9 protein-coding genes are annotated in these 22,657 nt (G+C 69.6%); 1 reads left to right on the forward strand and 8 read right to left on the reverse strand.

Annotation, left to right across the window (positions count from 1 at the left end; all coding sequences use genetic code 11):
* Window positions 1–8 precede the first annotated feature (8 nt).
* Window positions 9–917: an aminoglycoside phosphotransferase family protein gene (locus tag AB0F17_RS12815; RefSeq protein WP_358020766.1), complete on the forward strand. Its 909-nt coding sequence runs from the start codon at window positions 9–11 to the stop codon at window positions 915–917.
* Here AB0F17_RS12815 and AB0F17_RS12820 read toward each other — a convergent pair.
* The 8 genes from AB0F17_RS12820 to AB0F17_RS12855 all read right to left on the reverse strand — a co-directional run bounded on the left by AB0F17_RS12820 (window position 914) and on the right by AB0F17_RS12855 (window position 22,534).
* The gene (locus AB0F17_RS12820) at window positions 914–2,146 is read right to left on the reverse strand and encodes an enolase C-terminal domain-like protein (RefSeq protein ID WP_358020769.1); all 1,233 of its coding nucleotides are present in this window, start codon (window positions 2,144–2,146) and stop codon (window positions 914–916) included. The two genes, AB0F17_RS12815 and AB0F17_RS12820, sit on opposite strands and share 4 nt — an antisense overlap.
* Window positions 2,143–5,154, reverse strand: a complete 3,012-nt coding sequence (locus AB0F17_RS12825) for a glycoside hydrolase family 38 C-terminal domain-containing protein (RefSeq protein WP_358020772.1) — start codon at window positions 5,152–5,154, stop codon at window positions 2,143–2,145. Before AB0F17_RS12825 ends, AB0F17_RS12820 begins: the two co-directional genes overlap by 4 nt.
* Complete coding sequence (locus tag AB0F17_RS12830; protein ID WP_214641998.1) at window positions 5,154–5,963, reverse strand: carbohydrate ABC transporter permease; 810 nt, start codon at window positions 5,961–5,963, stop codon at window positions 5,154–5,156. Before AB0F17_RS12830 ends, AB0F17_RS12825 begins: the two co-directional genes overlap by 1 nt.
* Window positions 5,960–6,805, reverse strand: a complete 846-nt coding sequence (locus AB0F17_RS12835) for a sugar ABC transporter permease (RefSeq protein ID WP_358020776.1) — start codon at window positions 6,803–6,805, stop codon at window positions 5,960–5,962. Before AB0F17_RS12835 ends, AB0F17_RS12830 begins: the two co-directional genes overlap by 4 nt.
* A gap of 112 nt (window positions 6,806–6,917) precedes the next feature.
* Window positions 6,918–8,165 carry an extracellular solute-binding protein gene (locus tag AB0F17_RS12840; protein WP_358020779.1) on the reverse strand — a complete coding sequence of 416 codons (1,248 nt, stop codon included), beginning with the start codon at window positions 8,163–8,165 and terminating at the stop codon, window positions 6,918–6,920.
* Between the two features lie 17 nt (window positions 8,166–8,182).
* Complete coding sequence (locus AB0F17_RS12845) at window positions 8,183–8,884, reverse strand: FCD domain-containing protein (RefSeq protein WP_358020782.1); 702 nt, start codon at window positions 8,882–8,884, stop codon at window positions 8,183–8,185.
* 91 nt (window positions 8,885–8,975) lie between these two features.
* Window positions 8,976–9,488, reverse strand: coding sequence for a DUF305 domain-containing protein (locus tag AB0F17_RS12850; RefSeq protein ID WP_358020785.1), 513 nt, complete (start codon window positions 9,486–9,488; stop codon window positions 8,976–8,978).
* An 8-nt stretch (window positions 9,489–9,496) separates the two neighbouring features.
* The gene (locus AB0F17_RS12855; RefSeq protein WP_358020788.1) at window positions 9,497–22,534 is read right to left on the reverse strand and encodes a hemopexin repeat-containing protein; all 13,038 of its coding nucleotides are present in this window, start codon (window positions 22,532–22,534) and stop codon (window positions 9,497–9,499) included.
* Between the last annotated feature and the right edge of the window lie 123 nt (window positions 22,535–22,657).

Here is a 22,657-nt window from a genome sequence, read left to right on the forward strand (position 1 = left end):
GAGAGCGCGTGTCATCCGACGACGTATCCATCGACGAGACCCTGGTTCACCGGTTGCTCGCCGCGCAGTTCCCGCAGTGGGCGGACCTGCCCGTCTCGCCCGTCCCGGTGTCCGGCATGGACAACGCGACGTTCCGGCTGGGCGAGGACATGTCCGTACGACTGCCCCGCTATCCCCGGTGGGTCGGGCAGGTCGAACGCGAGCACCGGTGGCTCCCGAGGCTCGCCCCGCACCTGCCGCTGCCGGTCTCCGAGCCGCTCGCCATGGGCACGCCCGGCGAGGGCTACCCGTTTCCCTGGTCGGTCTACCGGTGGCTGCCCGGCGAGACCGCGACCACCGAGGGGCTCGCCGATCCCGTACGAACGGCCACCGAGCTGGCCGAGTTCGTCGTGGCGCTATGGAAGATCGACGCCACCGGCGGACCGGGGCCCGAGTGGAGCAACGCGTTCCGGGGCGTGCCCATGGGTGACGAGCGCGACTCCATAGCCGTCGAGGCCCGCGTACGTCCCAAGATCGCGGGCCTGCGAGGGGTGATCGACATCGGCGCGGTGACGGCCGTATGGGAGGACGCGCTGGCGGCGCCCGCGTGGGACGGTCCGCCGGTGTGGGTCCACGGTGACCTCGCGCAGGGCAATCTGCTGGCCGTCGACGGCCACCTGAGCGCCGTCATCGACTTCGGGACGCTGGCCGTGGGCGATCCGGCCTGCGATCTGCTGCCCGCGTGGAGGTTCCTGCCGGCCGAGGCGCGGGGCGCGTTCCGCGCGACCGTCGACGTCGACGACGCCACCTGGGCGCGGGGCCGTGGCTGGGGGCTGGCGTCGTCCCTGCCCGTCCTCGACGACCCCTACTTCGACGTCCCGGGACGCCGGGACGCCGCTCTGCGCCATCTCGGCGAGATCATCGCCGATTTCGTCTAGGTGCTGACTTCCACGGACACGGCGGGGTCGGCGAAGCGTTCGTTCGGTACCTGGGCGTACCAGCCGGGCCGCCCAGGGTCCCGGTCGTACGGGTATCCGCCCAGTTCGCGATAGAGCTCGGCGTATTGGGCGACCCGGTCCTTGTCGAGCCGGACGCCCAGCCCCGGGCCGGTCGGCACCGCGATGCCTCCGTCGGCGTAGGCCAGCTTGCCGCCCTCGATCACGTCGTCGCGGAGCTGGTGGTAGTGGGCGTCGGCCGCGTACGTCAGGTTGGGCAGGACCGCGCCGAGATGCAGCATGGTCGCGAGCTGGATGCCCAGCTCGCCGGAGGAGTGCACGGCCACCCCGAGCTGGAAGGTCTCGCACACCCCGGCCGCCTTGACGCACGGCCGGATCCCGCCCCAGAACGTGGTGTCGAGCAGCACCACGTCGGCGGCCCGGCGCAGCACGTTGGAGGCGAGCTGCTCGAAGTTGACGACCACGGTGTTGGTCGCCAGCGGCACCCGGACCTGCTCGCGGATGGCCCTGAGCCCTTCGAGCCCCCAGACCGGATCCTCCAGGTATTCGTTGTTCAGCCCTTCGATGGCCCGCCCGAACCGCAGCCCCTCGGCCACCGACAGCACCGCGTTCGGGTCGTAGCGGAGCCGGTCGTCGGGGAAGGCCGCCGCGAGCGCCCGGTAGCACTCCAGCTCGAAGTCCGGCGGGAACACCCCGCCCTTGAGCTTGTGCACGGTGAACCCGTGCGCGGCCTTGAGCTGCCTGGTGTGCTCGACGAGCTGGTCGGGCGTGCGTACCTCGGTGTAGCCCTCCGCCGCGTACCGATAGAACAGGTACGAGGCGAACGGCACGGAGTCGCGCAGCCGCCCGCCGAGCAGGTCACTGGCGGGCACGCCGAGCTGCTGCCCGATCAGGTCGAGACAGGCGAACTCGATGGCCGCCAGGAGCTGGGTGCGGTTGTTGTAGAGCGACGCGGTCGGGTTGGCGATCTTGAACCGCAGCGCCTCCAACTGGAACGGATCGTGTCCCCTCAGGTAGGGCATGAGCGCGCTGAACGCCGCCTCGGCGCTCTCCCCGCCTCCGCCCATCTCCCCCAGGCCGACCAGCCCGTTGTCGGCCTCGACCTCGACGATCGTGCGGACGAACCGGCCCCAGTGGGCGCCGTTGCTGTGCCGGAGTGGCGCCTCCAGCGGAACGGCGACCGTGGTGGCCCGAATGTCAACGATCTTCACTCGCACGTCCCCCAAATAGCGGCCACACCGCACGCGGGCAGCCGTACCTTGACCGATTCCGCCGAAACCACCAATGATCTCAGTTCCCGCTCCAAACCGGCACTCACCGATGCGTGGCGGAGCCCCGGCAGCCGGACCGTAACCTCGACCGGCTCGGGCGCGAGCGACTGCAGCCGTACCACGATCTCGTTGCCGCCCTTCTGCCCGAGCGAGGTGACCAGCACGTCGGGGTGGTCGACCGAGACGAACGACCTGACCGCGTCGGGCGAGCTGGTGAGCAGCGCGCCGACGAACTGGTCGGTCAGTCCGGCGGCCGCCTGCGTGCCCAGCCGCCTGCCCTCGATCCCCGGGGCCGACATGATCGAGTAGCGGAACGTGGTCTCCCCCTGCTGCTGCGAGGGGAAGTTCGTGTCCCAGATGTTGTTCAGCGCCCAGGAGTAGACCGTGCCCGGCTCCTCCTCCAGCGTCGGCGGGAACGGCGCGTACGGCATGTGGATAGTGCCGAGCTGCACCAACGGCGCCTCCAGCGTGGCCCAGGCGACGGTCAGCTCGGGGTCCTCGAAGGCGATCCAGTGCCTGATCGGCAGCATGTACTCGGCGGAGCCCGGCACCCGCGGCACGTCCGGCCCGCCGACGCCGCCGGTCAGCTCCCAGGCCGTCGCGGAGCCCGAGGCGAACGGGAAGGCCAGGAAGACGGCCTCCTTGGCCGGCGTGCCCTGCTTGGCGAGCTGGTAGGTCAGATCGAGGCGGGCGACGCCGTTGTGCAGCTCGATCGTGGTGCGCAGCCAGTCGACGCCCTTGCCCTGCAGCTCGACGACCAGCTTCTCGCCCACGGCGGTCCGCTGTGCCTTGACGATCGTGGCGTTCCTGCCGATCGCCCGGTCACCGAGCAGGGTCCGGTCGTGCGCCCCGACATGCCCGGACAAGTGGTTGAAGTGCGGGGCGGTGGCATATCGATCATAAACGTACTGACCGAAACCGGCGGCGGCGCCGTCGTTGACCAGCTCCCGCCCGGCCGCCTTGTCGAAGATCGAGCGGATCACGCCTTCGCTGACGTCGTAGGTGACCCGGTAGAACTCGTTCTCGATCACCCCGCCCAGGTCGGGCTCGACCGGATCGGGCGCCTGGCTCTCGCGCCTGACGACGTCGATCCGCGCGTAGCCGTAGCCGGGGACCTCCGGCACCACCGCGTGCAGGTGCCGCCCGATCGGCCTGGTCGGCCAGTCGGCCGGGTCCACGAACTCCTCGTGGTGCGGGACCGTCTCGCCGGTGCGCGCGTCGACCAGGGCGATCGGGATGTCCGTCTGGACCACGTCCCGGGGCAGGAACGCGCGTACGACGTCGGTCCTGCTCGCCGTCCCCGGGTTGAAGACCGCGAAGGACGCGAGCGCCGACGGGTCGGCGGCGCCGCGGTCGGAGAGCGCGGCGCCGAACCGGCGGGCGGCGGCGTGCAGCAGGTCGGCCGCGTCGTCCTGGGCGTCGTAGGCGCCCGACGACTTGCGGGTCCACTGCAGCCCGCCCGAGTCGCCCGCCTCCTCGGCGTCCTCCCAGGGGTTGGCCGCGCCCCAGGTGTGCTCGTTGAACAGCGCCACTTTGTCGTAGGCCTCGTCGATCTGCTCCGTCGCGTCGGCGCCGGCGATCGTGTGCAGCGTCTCGGCCACCCGCAGCGCCGACTGCGCCCGGCGTACGTACCCGAGGGGACGCGCGCCGGAGCCGAGCCCGTCGGCCCACCAGTCGGTCCAGTCGCCCTCGTGCACGGCCAGGCGGTCGTGGTAGCGCTCTTCGACGTGCTCGAAGAAGTCGCTGTTGACCGCGGACCGCAGCCGGGGGAAGGCCCACTGCTCGTTCCACCGGCGGGCGATGGAGGCGGGCACGATCGACGGTCCGGCGTTGTCGGCGTGCGCGCCCTGGACCCGCAGGTGCAGGACGTCCAGTTCGTACGGCTCGCGGGGCGCGTCCGGGCCCTGCCAGCCGAACGTGCCGGGACCGTAGGGGTAGCCGCGCGAGGCCAGCGCCGACAGGTACCTCGGCAGCAGGTCGTCGGCCAGCTCGTAGGAGTCGGTGAGCCCGACCGTGTTGCCCTCCATGTACGCCATGCCGTGGGGAGTGTCAGTGAACCAGACGATCACCTCCTGGCCGCTCGGCGCCCGCCACCGGAACGGCCGGGTCAGCTTGTCGCCCCCGTGCAGGTACGGCACGGACCGCCCGGCCCAGTTGTGCGCCGCGGCGAGGTAGCGCACCCCGGCGGCGTTCAGCGCGTCGATCACGCCGACGACCGCGCCCGGCACGTCGGTGTGCATGGCCGACTTGGTGGCGAAGCCGTACTTCTCCTTGAGCCGCGTGGTGAAGCGGAGCTGCCGGTAGAGCTCCTCGGTCGAGCAGGCTTCGGTGTGCAACTGGAACGGCAGCGCGGTCACCTCGATGACGCCGGCGCGGGCCAGCGCGGCGAACCTCTCGACCTGGTCGGCCGGCCGGGCGTCGAGCCACTTCAGCGCGGGCATCGACGACTCGACCGTCCACCTGAACTTGGCGTCGTCCGGCCAGGAGGCGGTCTCCTCGGCCAGCCGGAGCGCCGCGTCGAGGTAGTCGAGGTGGTGGCGGAGCACCGTGCCCTGCGGGTCGGTGTAGCCGATGTCGAGGTGCGAGTGATGGACGACGAACACGCTCCACTTGCGCTGCGGGGTGATCGTGATCTCCGCGGAGCCGACGAGCCCGGCGTCGTCGCGTGACTCCAGGGTCAGCACGCGCGGCGCGGTCACCTCGGGCACGAGCAGCGTGACGTCGGTGCCGGAGGCGCTGTCCTCGCCCACCAGCACGTGCGTCAGCGGCACGGTGCTCGACACCCGGACCGCCTGCCGGCCGTCATGGGTGAACAGCGGCAGCACCGCGACCCGCACCTCCGCGCCGCGCACGCCGACCACCGGTGTCGAGGTGTCGTTGCGCAGCGCCTGCCTGATCCCGTCGTAGTCGGGCGAGCCGAGGCTCCGCTGCAGCAACCGGCTGGTCATCAGACACTCCCTAGAGACAGGCCACGGGCGAACAGCCGCTGGGTGGCGAGGAACAGCAGGACCGTCGGCAGCGAGACCATGAGCCCCGCCGCGAGGCCCACGGGCACCGGGGTGCCCGCGTAGACGTCGGTCATCAGCCCGGCCAGCGCGGTCATCACCGGCCGTACGTCCTCGGTCTGCGTGAGTGTCAGACCGAAGATCAGGTCGTTCCAGATGAAGGTGAACTCGAGGATGAACACGGCCGCCAGCGCGCTGACCGACAGCGGCAGGTAGATGCGCCAGAAGATCCGCCAGGTGGTGGCGCCGTCCATGCGGGCCGCCTCGAAGATCGAGAACGCCACTCCACTGTAGAAGTTCCGCAGCACGAAAGCGGCCAGCGGCACGTTGATCGCCGTGTAGACCAGGAGCAGGCCGCCCCTGGTGTCGTACAGCCCGAGATCGCTGTAGCCCACGAACAGCGGCACGAGCAGCATCTGCGACGGGAAGATCGTGCCGCCGAAGATGAGCAGGAACCACCAGAAGCCGTGCCGCAGCCGGAGCACCACGATGGTGTACCCGGCCAGCGCCCCGATGAGCACGCCGAGCGCGGGCGACACGACGCTGTAGAGCGCGGTGCTGGCCAGGCTGTCGGACAGGTTCGCGCTGTCCAGGGCCCGGGAGATGTTGTCGAACAGCGCGAAGCTGCCGGACGGCTGCCACGCCTTCGACGGGTCGTACGACGCCGCGGGCCGCGCGGCGTTGACGAGCAGCAGGTAGGTCGGGCCCAGCCAGATCAGGCCGAGCACGATCAGTACGGCACGCCGGATCATCGCACCTGCCTCCTGAGGTAGAGGTAGGACGCCAGCCCCGTGACCACGGTGAGCACGACCGCCACCGAGGCGCCGTACCCGTACTGGCTGGCCACGAACGTGTCCTTGTACATGGTCACCGCGAGCGTCTCGGAGTTGCGTCCGGGGCCACCTTGGGTCAGTACCCAGACGATGTCGAACGTCTTCAGGCTCGCCACCAGCGCCAGCCCCACCACGACCGCGGTGAGCGGCGCCATCAGCGGCCAGATGACATGCCGGAACAGCTGCCACCCGGAGGCCCCGTCGAGCCGGGCCGCCTCGATCGGCGCCTTGGGGATGGACTGCAGCCCGACCACGAACAGCAGCGTGTTGACGCCGAGCTGCTGCCAGGTCCAGACCAGCAGCATGGCGATCGTGTTGTGCGGCGCCTTCTGCAGGAACGCGGTGTCGACGCCGAGCAGCAGGTTCGCGATGCCGTCGTGCGACAGGATCGGGCTCCACACCATGGCCAGCCCGGCGCCGCTGAGCGCGTAGGGCAGCATGAACGGCACCCGGTACCAGACGCCGCCCTTGATGTCGTACGACAGCACCGCCACCAGCAGGCCGAGCCCGACCGGCAGCGCCATCGTGCCGACCACCCAGAGCAGCGTGTTGCCCAGCGAGGTGATCAGTGCCGGGTCCTGGAGCAGCTTGCCGAAGTTACGCAGGCCGACCCACTCGGGTGGCGCGAGTCCGTCATAGCTGGTGAAGCTCAGGTACGCCGTCCAGAGGAACGGCACGTAGAGCAACCCGGCGACGAGCAGAGCAGCGGGAGCCACATAGCCGTGCCGGAAACGGCCGAGCATAGGTGCGCGCCTGTTCATGGCCTCACTCCGTGAGGCGGGCTCGGTCGCCCAATGCCGCCGCCTTCCCCCGTCGCTCTGGTCGCTTCGCTCCCGCCGCTCCTCCTCCAGGCGACGGCGCTCCCTCGCCGGCTCACTGGTGCGTGCTCCAGTAGTCGTCGGCGGCCTTCTGGATGGTGTCGAGGACTTCCTTGTAGGTGCCGGGCTCGGTCACGAACTTGCTGAAGCCGTCGAGCGCGGCCGTCAGGATGGGCGGCGGCGTGGCCTCGAAGTAGCGGTTGACCAGGCGGTACTTGCCGCTGCCCGCGTCCTTGGTGACCTGGCCGAGCGCCTCGTCCTTGATCGTCACCTTGGGGTTGGCGCTGACGTCGCCGCGGGTCGTGGCCCACTTGTCCTGGGCCGGCTGCGTGGTCCACCACTTGAGGTACTTCTGGCTGGCCTCGGGGTCGGCCGCCTTGGTCAGCGAGCAGAGCGGGCCGCTCTCGAAGATCATCGAGGTCTTGGGCAGCGCGGCGTTCACGTTGGGGATCGCGAAGAAGCCGTAGTCGGTGCCGGCCTTCAGGTCGCGCTGGGTCATGCTGGTGTTGAACCAGGTGCCGAAGGAGATCATCGCCGCCTTGCCGTTCTTCATCACATCCCCCGGGTCGGTTTTGTCACCAGGGTTGATGAAATATCCGGCGTCGATGAGCTGCTTCCACTTCTCCATCACCTGGACCACGCCGGGGTCGGTGTACTTGGCCTTGCCCGTGGACAGGCGGTCGTACAGGTCGGGGTCCATGCCGGCCATGAGCTGCTCGAACCAGACGAAGGAGAACAGCACGCTGGTGTGGTAGAAGGCCTTGACGTCGTTCTTCTTCAGGGTGTCGGCCACCTTGACCAGCTCGTCCCACGTGGTGGGCGGCTGGAGGCCGTACTTGTCGAAGATCTTCTTGTTGTAGAACATGCCCCAGTAGGCGACGTTCATCGGCACGCAGTACTGCTTGCCGCCGACCGTGTAATAGGGCGCCAGGTCCTGTGACAGATCGCCGGCCTTGATCGCCTCCTGCCAGATGGAGGTGGTGTCGGCCACCTGCTTCTGCTTGACGATCTCTTCGAGCATCCCCCCGGTCTGCCAGGTGAACAGGTCGGGTTTGACGTTCGTCCGGAACGACGCCTTGATGAACGCCTGGTACTGGGCCGAATCGGTGTAGCCGACCGGCTTCATGCCTAAGCTGATCTGCTGCTTCGACAGAGCGCCCATCTCGTCGAAGTACTTGCTCCACGCGCCCTTGTCGTTGTACAGCGACAGTTCGGACTTCTTCTGCGGCGCCTCGGTATTGCCGCCACAGGCGGCGAGAAAGAGGGCTGCCACGCCGAGCGTGGCAACGCGTGACCGGATCATGCCCCGGCCTCCTTGTTTCACTTGGGGGGGTGTTGCAGCCTCTGCTCTATTACGGTCTTGACGTCCACCAGGTGAGCGCGCATCCGTTCCTCGGCCGCCGCGGCGTCACGCGCCTCGATGGCCTCCAGGATCGCCAGGTGCTCGTCGTAGTCACGGCGCCGGTCGTCGAAGATCTGCAGTATTTCCCGCTGCTCGGGACCGTGGACGGTCAGCAGCGAGTCGACCACCTCGTGCAGCACGCGGTTGCCCGCCAGCCGGGCGGTCGCCCGGTGGAAGGTCATGTTGGCGTCGTGCAGTTCGGCGTCCTGGCCGCGCAGGTGCCTGGCGGCGTCCACGAGCACGCGTTGGAGCGCGGCCAGTTCCTCGCCGGTCGCGCGCCCCGCGGCCAGTGCGGCCAGCGGCGGCTCGATGACGATGCGCGCGCCGAGAAGCTCGAGGAGCTGGGCGCCGCGCATGTCCCGCATGTTGGGGTTCGGGAGCACGAGCCGCTCGATGTCGGCTCCGACATAGATGCCGGAACCATGCCGCATCTCGATGGCCCCGGTGGCCTCGAGCCTGCGCAGCGCTTCACGCAGCGTCGGGGTGGTGACGGCGAAACGCTGGGAGAGCTCCCTGGTCGAGGGCAGCCTGTCGCCCGGCCGGTGCCCACCTGTACGGATGAGCTCCAGCATGCGCTCGGTCAGAGCGTCGGAAAGGCTTGGCCGCGTTACCTCGGACATATCAAGTCATCTAATCACTCGCGGCGACTGCCGTCCATCGTCTGATGAGGCGAGTATTTTTCCGGGGGGATGCGCGGCTCCGCCATGAGGTTCAGCGCTTGAGCAGGTCCAGCATCATTTTCACCTGACCCCTCCGGGACGTCTCCACCTGACCGGCCCACGTCTTGACCCTGGGACTGGCGCCGCCGGCCTCCTCGCCGGTGGCCAGCTGCACGGCGTCGTCCTGGTGGGCGATCAGCAGGTTGAGGAAGTCCCGCTCGAAGCTCTTCGACCTGCGCAGCGCGGCGATCTGCTTGCGGTCGGTCTCGGGCATCCCGCCGTGGTGGTCGTGCGCTCCCTTCGCGGCCGTCAGCGGCTGACCCCACTCGTACAGCCAGCGCAGCATCATCTCGACCTCGTCCTGCTGCGTGCTCTCGATCGCCGCCGCCAGCGTCCGCACCTCCGGCGTGGTCGCCCGGCCGGCGGCCACGCCGGCGATCTCGATGCCCTGGCGGTGATGCTGGACCATCATCTGCACGAACATCACGTCCTCGGCGTTGACCGGATCGGCGGCCGGCGGGGAGCTCCCGCAGGCCGCGATCAGCAGCAGGGCGAAGACCGCCATGAGGTGCCTCATTGGACGCTCGCCCGATACGTGAGCACCAGGCCGAGATCGGTGAGGACCGTCTTGTCGCCCTCCAGGACGAGGGTCCACGGGTTCCCGCCGACGCTGAGCCCCACGGTGCGCAGGAGCTTGCCGTCGTTGAGCGCGAGCCTCTTGTCGCCGTTGAGCAGGAAGCGCACCGAACCGCTCCCGGCCAGTTCGTACCTGGGGAAGATGCCGGTGATCTGACGCCCGCTCATGGCGGGGAACCGGTCCTGCGTGAACGACAGGACGAGCCGGTCGTCCTCGCCCTCCTGGAACTCCGCCCACTCACCGGGGAACTCGCGCGCCACGTCGAAGTAGCGGGCCGCCGGATACGGCTTGAGCATGCCCTTGACCGCGTTCGCGAAGGCGTCCCCGCCCTGGTCCGCGGTGTACTTGACGGTGACGACCACGTCGCCCAGGTCGGCCGGGGCCGGGCCCGAGAGCCGCAGCCGCCATCGCGAGATCGCGCCCGTGCCCTCGAACGGCAGGTAGCGGTCGTCGTCCATGCGCAGCTCGAACAGCCCGTTGTTCTCCTTGTACTCCTCGATGTCCGACAGCGCGATCTGCTGGCCGGAGCGCCAGTCCGCGCGCAGCGTGTCCGGCGGCGCGCCCTTCGGATCGAGCAGGAACTTCACCGCCTTCGGGTCGGCCGCCAATACGGTCTTGCTGTCGAGCTGCGTCAGCGTCGCGTAGACACCGAGCGGCCCGTCCGCACCCTGGAACGCTACCGACAGCGTCCGGATCCGGCGCCGGAAATGCCCGGGAAAGTCCCGGTCGAACAGCGCCTCCGTCAGCGCGAACTCGCAGCGGCCCTCGCCCCGCAGGGCCAGCAGGGCGAGCGGGTCCAGGTCCAGCAGCGACACCTTCTTGGTGATCTCCATCCCGCGGCCGTCGGTGTCGACGTACGCCCTGCCGAGCCGTTCCAGGTCGAAGCCGAGACTGTCGCCGGCGAGCAGGCCGTTGCGCAGGCTCTCCCAGTACCTCGGCTGGATGTAGCCGCCGTCGCCGTTGGTGACCCCCCGCTCGAACTGGAAGGCCCGTTCGGCGGACCGCGCCATCTCGTACGCCAGGTTGTACGTCTGGAAGTACAGCCCGGACATCCGCCCGGCCATCCAGTGATAGAGCTGGGCGCCCGCGAACTTGTCCGCCATGAACGCGGCGACCGACTCCTGGTTCGCGATCTCCTGCGTCACGACGTCGAGCTCGCGCCTGGCGATCGTCACCTGGAGCTGGGCGGCGGCCACCTGGTGGCCGAGCTGGGTCACGTCACTCCTGGCCATGCCGAGCTGGAGACTCCAGTCCTGGGCCGCCCTCTCCTGCTCGGACCGCACGCCGAGCAGCTCGCCGAGCGTGCTGAATCCCTCGGCCAGCGTCGAGGAGACCTCCGCCACCTTGTCGAGCGCGTCACCGACCTGCTTGCCGCCCCACTCCGTACCGAAGATGAACGGGCCGAGCAGTGCCTGCGGCGCGCCCAGCGCGATGGCCGCGCCGATCTTCAGGCCGCCCGCGACGAAGTGCGCGTCGGAGCCCCGCTTCATCCGGTCGAGCTGGTCCTTCTGGAGCTGCGAGATCCCGTCGGCGATCAGCTTCTCGTAGTGCTGCACCCGCGCGGTCGCGCCATCCCTGCTCGCCTCCGCCTCGGCCAGGCTCTCCGTGGCGGCGTCGATCTGCGCCTCCTTGATACCGCGCGTCAGGGCCAGGATCGTGCCCTCCTGCCGGTTCTGCAGCAGGGCGAGCTCCTCCGCGTCGCGCCGCTCCAGCACGCTGAGCAGGTCGTTGCCGAACTGCCGTACCTTGTCGGCGAGGTCCTGGGCCTTCCTGAACACGAAGGCGAAGCGGTAGTGCGGGACCGGCGCCGTCACGCCCTGCGCGAGCTGGTCGAGCGGGACTCCGGAGGCGGCGCCGCGGACCAGCGCCATGGCATCGACCGGCGGCTCGAACAGCGGCAGCGGCCGGCTGACGCCCATGATGTCGAGCGACTGCCTGATCTTCCGCAGCCGGTCCTCGACGCGGGTCCAGTAGTCGAAGAAGACGCTGTTCTCCGGCACGTAGAAGTAGGGGCTCGCGACGCTCTCGTGCACCTCGCCGGGCCCGGTCAGCAGCTCTCCCCCGGCGGTCAGCGCCTTCAGGTCGTCGTCCAGCTCGTCCAGCGCGAGCTGACCGAGGTCGTCGTAGCTCCGCGTGGCCGGCAGCGGGCGCGGCCCGAGGCTGTCCGGCCGCTCGCCGAGCAGGTCATAGGCGAAGATGTAGAGCATCCTGGCCTCGTCGACGCTCTCCGCCGTGTACTGGCGGAAGAGCAGGTCGCCCCAGTCGAGCAGGTTGTCGATGTAGGCCATCACCACGGCGCGGCGGTAGGCGGCCGGGCGCAGCTCCGCGATCGCGTGCGGGTCGAACGGATCGTCCATGTACGCCGTGATCAGCTTCTCGCGGTCGCCCATGAGGTCGTACTGCCGCCGGAGCGAGGCGATCATGGCGATCCGCTCCCGCAGGCCGGACGTCCCCGGCAGGGCCGCCAGCGTCTTCCCGATCTCCTTCAGCCGGTCGCCCGCGAGCTCGGCCAGGAAATCCTCCTCCCCCGATTCGAGGCCGCGGACCTGCTGGAAGACCGGGACCAGCGCCTCCAGCCCGGCGAGGGTCGGTTCGAGCCGGGTCGCGACGTCCGAGCCGGCGAGGCCCAGCTCGGCGCGGCAGCGGTCGACCAGCGCCTGTACGTCAATCGCCAGGAACGGCAGGAACCGCCAGTACCTCGCCCGTTCCGTCGGGTCGAAGACGTACTCGTACCAGATCCGCGCGTCCTCGAAGCGCTGGGCGTTGTTCAGCGCCTGCGCGATGAGCAGCGGGGCGTGGAAGAAGATCTCCCAGTAGTAGAGGCCGTTGGCGCTCTGGAAGTCGAGGTGCGAGCTGGTCGGCATCGCGGCCACCTGTGCCTCGACCACTTTGATGGTGGTCGCGTCGGAATCCGTGACGCTGAACGCGGGCAGCTCGTCCATCTCCTGCGTCTCGGGGGCCAGCAGGGCCGCCACGCCACCGGTCAGCAGCTCCTTGTTCAGCCGGTAGGCCGTGCTCGACGTCAGCCGGACGATCTCGTGCGGCAGCCCGGCGAACTCGTACGGCCGCTGGATCGTCGAATCCGACGGGTAAGCGGCGTACTCGTCGCCGAGGAACAGGTACAGCTTGCCGCCGTCGAGCGCGCCGGTGAACTTGGGCTGGAACCCGACGGGCAGGCCGCCCCAGTTGCCGGGGACCGGCCGGTACACCAGCTCTCCCGTCGGCTCCTGTTTGGGCTCCAGAACGGCGTACTCGCTCGCGCCGAGGACGTACCGCTGCCGGTTCCGCTGGATCACGGCGTGGACCGGACGCTTCATCTCCTTCGGGTAGCCGTCGTCGATGAAGTCGGGAACGGTTCCGTCCTCGGGGAGCGTGTAGCGGACCAGCTCCAGGCCGCTGGTCAGATAGAGCCTGCCGCCATCGAGATAAGCGGCGTCGACGGTCCCGGTCGTGGTGATGGCCGTGGGTATGCGACCGAGCTCCCTGCTCTCGTAGGTCCGGCCGTCCCGGGCGAGGTAGGTGCCCGCCGTGTTGTCGAAGAAGTAGGCGCCGTCCTGGTAGGAGAACGCCGCGTCCACCGGGCCGCTCTGGGGCAGGCCCTCCGTGTTCTCGCTCAGCGGCTGGAGTTCCTCGTCGGGGTGGTCGGCGATGAAGCGGATGTACTGGTCACCCGCGAAGACGTAGAGGCGCTCGTCCTGGACGAAGGCCGAGTCCATGGTGGTGCCCTTGGGCAGGTGCCAGCGGCGGTCGATCCGCTTGCGGTCGCGGAGGTTGGATGAGTCGACGTACTCGTTCTGGTCGAGGGAGAGGAAGTACTCCTTTCCGTCGAGCGTGAACGCGGCGTCCACCTTCTGCCAGTTCGGCAGGCTCTCGGCGTTGGTCGCGATCTGCTTCGGGTATCCGGTGTCGAGCGGCCCGAACGGCTCGCCCGAATACCGGTAGTACTCGGAGCCGGAGAACACGTAGCTGTGCCCGCCACGCACGAGGACGGCGTCGACGACGCCGTTCCTGAGCAGGCCGGTGCCGACGATCCCCCACCGGTCCCTGGTCAGGCTCATGGCCTGGGTGCCGAGCTTGAAGATCTTGCGCGTGTTGTCGAAGAAGCAGCGCGGCCCGCCGCGCAGCTCGAACGCGGCGTCGATCCGCTTCCACTTCGGCAGCCCGTCGTCGTTGCCGCTCAGCGTGAGCGGCTCGTCCTCCTCCTCCGATGCGGTCACCGGCCGGCACAGGAAGCTGCCGCCCTTGTGGTCGACGCTCAGCCACGGCCGGTCCTGGGTCCCGGCCGGCATGTTGAACCGGACCGCCCCGGCCTCGTCGACCGAGCTGGTACCGGGCTCGGCGAAGATCCTGTCCAGTCGCACGGCGATCGGGGGCTCGTCCACGCCGTCCGCCTTGACCGCGTACAGCTCGGGCGTGAGCGCGAACGCCGACCCGTCCGAGACGGTCACCTCGCGCTCGGCCTCCGGCCCGGTCGCGGCGGGGTCGGCGAGCTTCACCACCTTGTAGGAGCAGGTGACGACGATCGAGTCGTGCAGGCCGTCCGGCCCGCCCGGCACCGTTCTCGACGCCTGCACGTAGAGCCGGACCTCGGTGATCCGCCCTTGCTTGACGTCGTCGGCGGCCAGCGGTTGCGCGGCACCCCATTCCCCGTTCAGGTTGCGGAAGGAGTAGTAGATCTTGACGCGGTGCGGCGTCTCCGGGGCCTTGACGTGCTGGGTGTCGCCGGTCTTCGTGGCCACGATGGCCGTGCGGGACGTGTTCGCGGGCGCGACCGTCTCCACGACCGTCCAGAAGACGAACACGCGGCCGAAGGCGTGCACCGGGTGCACCCGCTCGGCGTCGATCTGGACGTCCACCTTGAGCCACGGCTCCCAGGTGGCGGAGAGCTTCTCGCCGTCCCTGAACTCCGCGCCCCGGTAGTAGTAGCGCCGCGGTTCGGTCCTCGTCCGGCCGAACAGGACCAGCCGCCGGGTGCCCTCGTCGGCCCCGTCCTCGGGGTAGACGTACCCGCCGGCGATCGCCAGCCTGGAGACCTCCGTGTACTCGTCCAGGTACTTCTTGTAGACCCGCTGCACGGTCTCCTGCGTGATCTCGCCCTGCAGCAGGTCGCTCTCCAGCTCCTCGAACGCGGGCGTCTTGCCGGAGCGGAGCTCGGGGCGCAGGTAGTTCTCGGGGTAGAGGAAGACCTTCCGGTTGGCCTCCCAGAGCCGGTAGTTCTTCATCCACCCCCACCACGTCTTCAGCCGCCGCCTGACCTCGTCCTCGTCCCGGCCCGCCGGGAGGGTGACCGGCTCCAGGTCGAGGAGGTAGCGGTGCACGAAGAGCTGCGTGGCCGCGATGGCCTCCCTGATGCGCGAGGTCCGGCCGGCCCCGCCCATGTCCGCGTCGATCAGGTACTTCTCGTACAGGTCGCGGGTGGACCTGAAGCCGTCCAGCCGGGTGATCGCCGACGGGGCCAGGGCGTCACGCTTGAGCAGGTTCAGCTCGTCGTGGAGCCGTCCCGACAGCGTGGCCCAGTCCTGCGGGGCGTACATCCGTTCGAGCAGGCCGTACAGGGCGGTGTCGGCGGCCTCGGGCGCGGCGGTCGCGCCGAAGACGCGGGACCAGACGTCGGTGTAGAGCGTGGACGGTCCCGTGTCGAACGTGCCGGCGACCTCGAACACCTCGACCAGCTTCAGCACGAACTCGATCTCGAAGCGGTCCTCCTCCGGCGTGCCCGCCATCAGGAGGGCGGCGTTGCGCTTGGCCCACCGCAGCTCGTCGGCGTCCCAGCCGAACAGGTCCGCCAGGTAGCGGTACGGGTCCTCGACGGCCGCCGGGCCGTTCAGCAGGAACGCGGCCAGGCCGTCAGGACGCGAGCGGGCCAGCTCGACGAAGCCGGCGATGGTCCGCAGATCGCTCAGCCGGTAGTCGGCGGTGTCCGACCAGCGGTGCTTGATCGGCTGCGGGAAGGTGCGGTCCACGGCGTCGTAGGCGCCCGAGTAGCGGACGTACTCGTCGCCCCTGAGCAGGTACGTCCGGCCCTCGAAGACGAAGGCGCCGTCGGGTCCCGCCTGTTCGAAGGCGGCGGGCAGGTCGCCCCAGTCGTCCTTGACGGTCCGGGGGTAGCCGGTGGCGACGTATTCCAGGTCGCCCGGCTGGTATCGGATGTACTGGGCGTTCTTGAAGGCGTACAGCTCGCCGGTCGGCGCGGCGAAGGCGGCGTCGATGCCCTGCCCGTCGGCGAACGCGTTGCCCACCTTGCCCCACAGGCTGTTGACCGGCTGGTCCGGCTCGGTCCGGTCCGCACGCAGGTATCGGGCGCCCTTGAACAGGTACGTTCCGCCGTCGAGCCCCCGGAAGGCCGCGTCGAACCCGTCCGCGAACGCGTCGGGCAGGGCCGGGAGATCCAGATCCGCGCTGAGCGAGCCGTCGATCGTCCGGGGGTAGCCGTCATCGGCGGTGTCGTACTCGGTGCCCGAATAGCGGACGTACTGATCGCCGGAGAACAGGAACGTGTGCGGGCCCCTGACCAGTGCCGCGTCGACCTTCTGGCGCTCCACGAGCGTGTTGCGCACGCTGCCGAGCAGTTCGAGGTCGTAGTCGGCCTCGGCCGTCGCGGACCCGACGTGGCAGGCGCCGGCCACGAACAGGTACACGTTGCGCCGGTTGGCGAGCACCGCGTCCAGCGCCCGGTCCGTGACCGCTTCGTCGAAGGCCTCGGTCAGGCCGGTGAACGCCTCCTCCTGACGCAGGTTCCCGACGATCTTCTTCGGGTAGCCGGGGTCCACGTAGCGGTATTCGGAGCCGGTGTAGCGGACGTACTGGTCGCCCGAGAACAAAAACGTGGTCTCGTCCCCGCACACGCAGGCGGCGTCGACTGTGGTGAAGGGGTGGAGCGCGCGGCCCCACCGGTCGCGGATCGGGGCGGGCGGCGAGAAGGCGTGGTCGGCGTGGCGGACATAACTGTCCTCGAAGAAGAAGTACGTCGCGCCGTCGGCCGCGGTGAACGCGGTCCTGAGGGCGTCGCCCGGCTCCAGGCCACGGCCGAAGTCCGGCCAGATCCGCCCGATCGGCCGGGGGTACGACCACTGCCGGGTCGCCTCGTCGAACGGCACGCACCGCTCCCCGTGCAGCAGGAGCATGGTGTCGCCGTCGAACAGCACCGCGTCAGGCACCGTGACGTCATCGTCTCGGTATGCGGCGGGGATCTCCCAGAAGCCGGCGTCCGTGACCATGGGGTAGCCGTCGTCGGGCTGCCGGTAGTCCTCCCCCGAATAGACGAGGTAGCGCAGCATGCCGTCGTCATCCGGCGGCTCGAACACATAGGTCTTGCCGTCACGCACGTAGGCGAGCGCCACGCCGGTCAGCCCGGCCCAGTGCTCGCCGATGGGCCGCGGGTCCCCGTCGATGGTGTCGCCGGTGCCGGTGTAGACGACGAACTGATCGCCGCTGAACAGATAGGTCTTCCCGTCCTGGCCAACAAACGCCGCATCCACCGCGTTGTCCTGATAAATCGTGTTACGGGGTCTGCCCCACTCCTCCGTGAGCGGGTACGCGCGGTTCAGGTGGGTGTTGACGCAGGTCTGGCCCTTGAACAGGTACGTGTTGCCGTCGGCGCCCTCCAGGACGGCGTCCAGCCCGGTCCTGAACTCCTCCGGCACCGGGCGCAGCATACGCGGCCGGACCGGCGTCGCCGTGACGGCCGTCCCCTCGATCGCGGACAACCGGCGCCAGCCGTCCGGCCCCTCGACCAGCACCGAGCCGTCCTCGATGAAGGCACAGCTCACCTGCGGGAGGTCGTCGTAGCGCCGGTACAGCTCGCTGGAGACGACATGGCACCACGTGCCCCTGAACAGGTAGACGTTGCGCCGGTCGGCGAAGGCCGCGTCCACCCCGTCGAGCGGGACGCTCAGCCTGCCCAGCCTCGGCTCCCGGGACAGGTCCGCGAGCGCGCGCGGGTAGCCCTCCTGCACGGTCGTGTAGTCGTGGCCCTCGTACCGTACGTACTGGTTCCCGGAGAACAGGTACGTGTACGTACGGGTCACCTCGACGCCCTCGACCAGCTCCGTCGCGTCCATGACCAGCGTGGCGTCGACCCGGCCCGTCCTGGCCAGGTTGCTGACCACGTTGCCCCAGAACGCCGAGACGGTGGCCGGATAACGGTCGTCGATCCTGGTGTAGTCGCCGGTCGAGTAGCGGGCGTACCGGTCGCCCGAGAACACGTACGTCCTGCCGTCCTTGCCGACGAAGGCGGCGTCGACCCTGGCGAACGGGATGCTGTCCCAGTGCTCCCGCAGCGTGCGGGGCTCGGACCACCAGCGGTGCCGGTGGTCGAACACCACGAAACGGTCACCGGAGAAGAGGTACGTCTGGCCGTCCCCGGCGCTGAAGACGGCGTCGATCGTGGTGAAGGCGGGGTCGTCCGCCAGCGTCGCGGGCAGGTTCCACCAGTTGTCGGCTACCGGCTTGGGATAGCCGGGGTCCGGGGTGGCGTAGTTCCTGGTCGAATAGCGGACGTAGAAGTGGCCCGCGTCGGCTTGGACCCTGATCCGCCGCGCCTCGCGGACTAGCGTGACGTCGATCCGCTGCTCGGTGACGACGTGCCAGTCCGTGGCCGTGCCGCTGACGGTCACGCCGTCCGCGAAGGTGAGTCCGTGCTCCACGAACCGCCGCCGCAGCGCGGGTGACAGGCGGCCGGCGTTCAGCTCGCCCTCCTGCTCCAGCGGCACGTCGAAGAGCTCGCCGCCGGTGCCGAACAGGTACGTCTTGCCGTCCATGACGAACGAGGTGCCCACCTCGCGCAGCCCGCCCCAGTCGGCGGCGATCGCGCGCGGGTAGCCGAGATCCACGACGGAGTAGTCGGCGCCGGAGTATCTGAGGTATCTCCCGCCGCTGAACAGGTAGGTCTTCCCGTCCAGCCCGGTGAACGCGGCGTCGACCGTACCGCTGGGCAGCACGGGCGCGGGCACGCCCCAGCGCTCGGCCGTCGGGACGGCGGCGCTGTCGCCCTTGGCCGTCCGGCCGTCCTTGAACAGGTGGACGACCCCGTCCCCGTCGGCGAAGGCCGCCTCGACGCCCGATTCGAACTGCCCGGGGATGCCGGGGTAGCGCGACTCGATCCGCCGTGGGTAGCCGTCGTCCACGCGGACGTCGTCGTTCTCGATGCTGCCGGAATAGCGGATGACCTGGTTGCCGGCGAACAGGTGGTAGCCGCTCGCGTCGGCGTAGGCCGCGTCCACTTGTTCCGCGCCGTCGAAGGTGTTGCGGACCCGCCCCCACCGGTCGGCGATCGCCTGGTCCGCGCCCCCGACCGCGAGGTAACGCTGTCCCGCGAAGAGGTGGATCCGGCCGTCGCGGTCCTGGAAGGAGGCGTCGACCGACTTCTTGAACGCCGCAGGCAGCGGGGTGTCGTGGCCCTCCCCCTCCCACCACTCGTCGATGCCCCGGGGATAGCCTTCGTCGACCACCGTGTAATCGGTGGTCGTGTAGCGGACGTACTGGTCGCCGGAGAAGAGATACGTCTTGCCGTCCTCGTCCACGAACGCGCTGTCGATCCGCCGGGGGTCGTCGAAGTTGTTCCTGACCTTCCCCCAGACCTGCTCCTTCGCCGCCCAGCGGGTGCCGCCCCGCTCCCTGACGAAGGCGTGTGAGACGCCGTCGCCGCCGTGGCCGATGATCCACTCGGTGCCGTCGGGGTGCGTGAACGCCGCGTCCACGCCCGTCAGGCCGGTGAACCGGGTTGACAGCTCGGTGAGCGGTTTCGGCCGCGGGTCGGCCGGCGCGTACGTGGCCCGCGCGTAGGTCCAGTAGCCGCCTTCGCCGAACAGGTAGATGGTGCCGTCGGAGCTCTCCAGCAGGGCGTCGAACCGGTCGAGCCCCGGCGGGAGCACCAGCGGCTCGGGGTACTTGCCGACCAGGTCCTGGTCCTGGAAGGACACGGCCACCTCGGTGGGGTCCAGGCCGAGCTTCGCCGCGAGCACCGCGAAGCGCCGGATCCGCCGGTACGCCTGCCGGAAGTGCGGATCCGGCGGCACGGCCGTGACCTCGCCGGTCTCCACGGCCGCGACGAGCGCCGGCGCGGCCAGCACGTCGAGCGACTCCCGCACGCCGCCGGTCACCGCGACGCAGATGGCCTCGGCCGTCGCCGCGGGCACGCCGAACGAGTCGGCGAGCACCGCCCACAACGCGGCCTGCTGCTGTCCGGCCTGCTCCTGCAGCGTGTCCGTGATCTCGTTGACCGCCGCGGCGAGCTCCTTGGCCACGGGGTGCAGCAGGAAGAACAGCTCCGTGGCGTAGTCCTCCAGCCCCGGGAGCTCGAAGCCGAGCGCGTTGCTCGCGTTGCGGAAGTAGTCGATCCGGTCCTCGGGTACGGCCAGCTCCTCGTCGAGGTGCCCGGCCGCGACGAGCACCCGCACGAGGCGGACCCGCTCGTCGTCGTCGAAGCCCAGCTCGGTGACCGCCTGGAGGTCGAGGCGGTACGGCTGCTCGTCTTCGCGGATCTCCGCGATCCGGCCGGCGACGATCGCCTGCTCGGCGGGCCGGAACCCGTCCCCCAGGTCGATCTCGGCGGCCTCGTCGAGCAGCCGCCCCTCATGGGTGTAGGCGCCTTCGAGGGCGTCGATCACCCGCTGGGCGATCGCGTCGTCGGCGACGTCCACGAAGTCGTCGGGTGTGAAGGTGTACGTCTCCCTCTCGAACGCCGCGATCTGCTCCTTCATCGCGTCGAGGATGGGCCGTCGCCGCGGGTAGAACTCCAGCGCCAGCCCGAAGTCCGCCGGCCCGAGCCCCGCCAGCGCGACCTTGTCGAGATAGACGCCCTCTTCGTCGAGGTAGCCGTTGAACCGCAGGCTCTCCAGCAGCGCCACCTCGTCCACCCGCAGCTCGGCGAAGATCGTGGGATCGAGCGCGAGCCGCTCCCGCCCGAACCACTCGACCCGGTCGAGCAGCTCGGCCAGGACGGCCGGCGCGACGTCGTCGAGCTCCGCGTTGACCATGAACCGCCCGGCGTTCGCCTCGTCGGCGAAGAACCCGGGATCGCCTACTTCGCCGTCGCTGTCGATGTAGCCGTTGAAGATCAGGTTGTCGTACAGCTCGGCCTGCCGCTCCTCGCTCAGGTCACCGAGGGAGGCCAGGTCGGAGGGGAAGAAGGACGAGGTGCCGTTGCCGACACTGCTGATCAGTTTGAACAGCGCCTCGCCGAACGAGCTGAAGTCCCTCGCCAGCCGCAGCTCTTCCGTGGCCCCGGGCAGCCCGTCCGCGACGAGCGCGCCGTCACTCTGGAGACGGCCGGCGAAGACCAGGTTGGCGAAGATCTTCGCCGTCAGCCGCTCGTCCAGCCCCAGGCCGGCGAAGTCCTCCTTGACGATCAGCCCGAGACCGGTGACGGCGTCGTAGGCGGTCTCCCGGACCTTGGCCGGGTCGAGGCGGAGCAGGCGTTCGTCCCGGCCGGAGACGACGCCGTCGTCGTCCGCGGCCAGGACGTCGTAGAGCACCTGGGCGGCCCGTTCGCCGAACCGGGACGACACGAACAGGCCGGGCGTCATCGCGACCGACTCGAACCGCCGGTTGACGCCGTCGAGCACGGCTATCTGGTCCTCGTCGGCCGGTGTCCCGCCACCGAGGATGTCGGTCAGCTCCCGCCCGCTGAACCCGCCGGCCTGCATCCAGCGCCCGACGGCGAGCAGCGTCTGCGCCAGCCACAGGCTCGACGCCACGTCCGAGCCCTCAAGGATCCGGTAGCAGTCCCGGATCCGCGGCTCCGTACCTCCGAGGATCGGGAACGTCGTGTACCTCTGCTGCGACGGATCGCTCTCCAGCACCTCCAGCAGGTCGAACAGCTCACCGACGGAGAACCCGAGCGCCCCGGCCAGCCGCCCGGCCCGCTGCAGCAACGCGATCGCGGGCAGCCCGATCTCCCCCCGGTCGAACGGGCTCGGCTCCAGCGCGGAGTACCTCTCCCGGTAGCGCAGCACGACGTCGACGATGTCGCTCTCGGCCGTCTCGATGGAGCGGGCCAGCCGGCGCCGGTACTCCTTGTTGTGCGTGGCCAGGATGTCCCCCGACACGTCGGGCAGATCCTCGAACTCGGCCGGCCTGATCGGCACGGCCAGGCCGCACACCTCGTCGACGGTCAGCTCGTAGCCGCGCTGGAGGAACACGACCACGGCGATGGTACGCAGCGCCGCCGGGTCCAGCCGGCTCTCGCAGCACGTGGTGAGCACCCGGTCGAGGTCGGTCATGGTCAGGCCGGTCTTGCGGGCCAGCCGGACGAACCTGTTGACCCGCTCGAACCACGCGAACCCCCCACCGACGAGCCGCCGCCCGTCGGCGGACATGGTCACGGGGGCCTGGTCCTGGTTGACGAAGGACGCCGGCCGGTCCTCGCTCTGGTACACCAGCTCGCGTACCCCGGCCGTGGACAGCCCGGTCGCCCGCCGGAACCGCTCGACGTCCTCCAGCACGCTGAGGGGCTCGTCCGCGCCGAGCCCGTAATCGGCTCCGAGCTCGGCTTCCGAGGTGACCGAGACCGTCACGACCTCGACGTCCTCGGCCGAGAGCGCGAGAGACAACCTCGCGACCACGTCGGGATCCACATCCGGGGCGAACAGCCGGTAGAACTCCTCCGGCGCGACCTTGAGATGGCGCAGGTACATCCTGAACTGCTCGGCCACCAGCGAGAACGGCAGGCCGAACGGGTGGCGGGCCGCCCGCAGCCTCTCGTACGGCTCGCTCCCGACGACCGTCTCCAGCACCTCGTTGACGATGTCGAGGTAGGGCGACTCGGTGAACGTGTGCTCGGCATCGAGCGGGATCCTCCCCAGATCAGGACGTCGCGCCAGCAGACTCGGATCCCGGAAGGCGCCCTCCAGCAGCCGAAGGAGATCTACCAGATAGGCGGCCGGCGAGTAGACCGACCGGGCCTCGTCGCCCTCCCAGAAGTCGAGGTCGCCGAAGAGCTGCTCATAGCTGGGTAACGAACCGTCATTACGCACTCGCGATCCCCCCTAAAACGGATCCCCGTGTTCAGCCGACCCATGCTCGCCCAGCTTTCGGGGCAGGAATACTGGCCGCCGAGGTAACTCTCTTGAACTCCGTTCGGTTTCCGAAATAACCAG

Source organism: Nonomuraea sp. NPDC026600 (assembly GCF_040638335.1).
Classification (GTDB): Bacteria; Actinomycetota; Actinomycetes; order Streptosporangiales; family Streptosporangiaceae; genus Nonomuraea.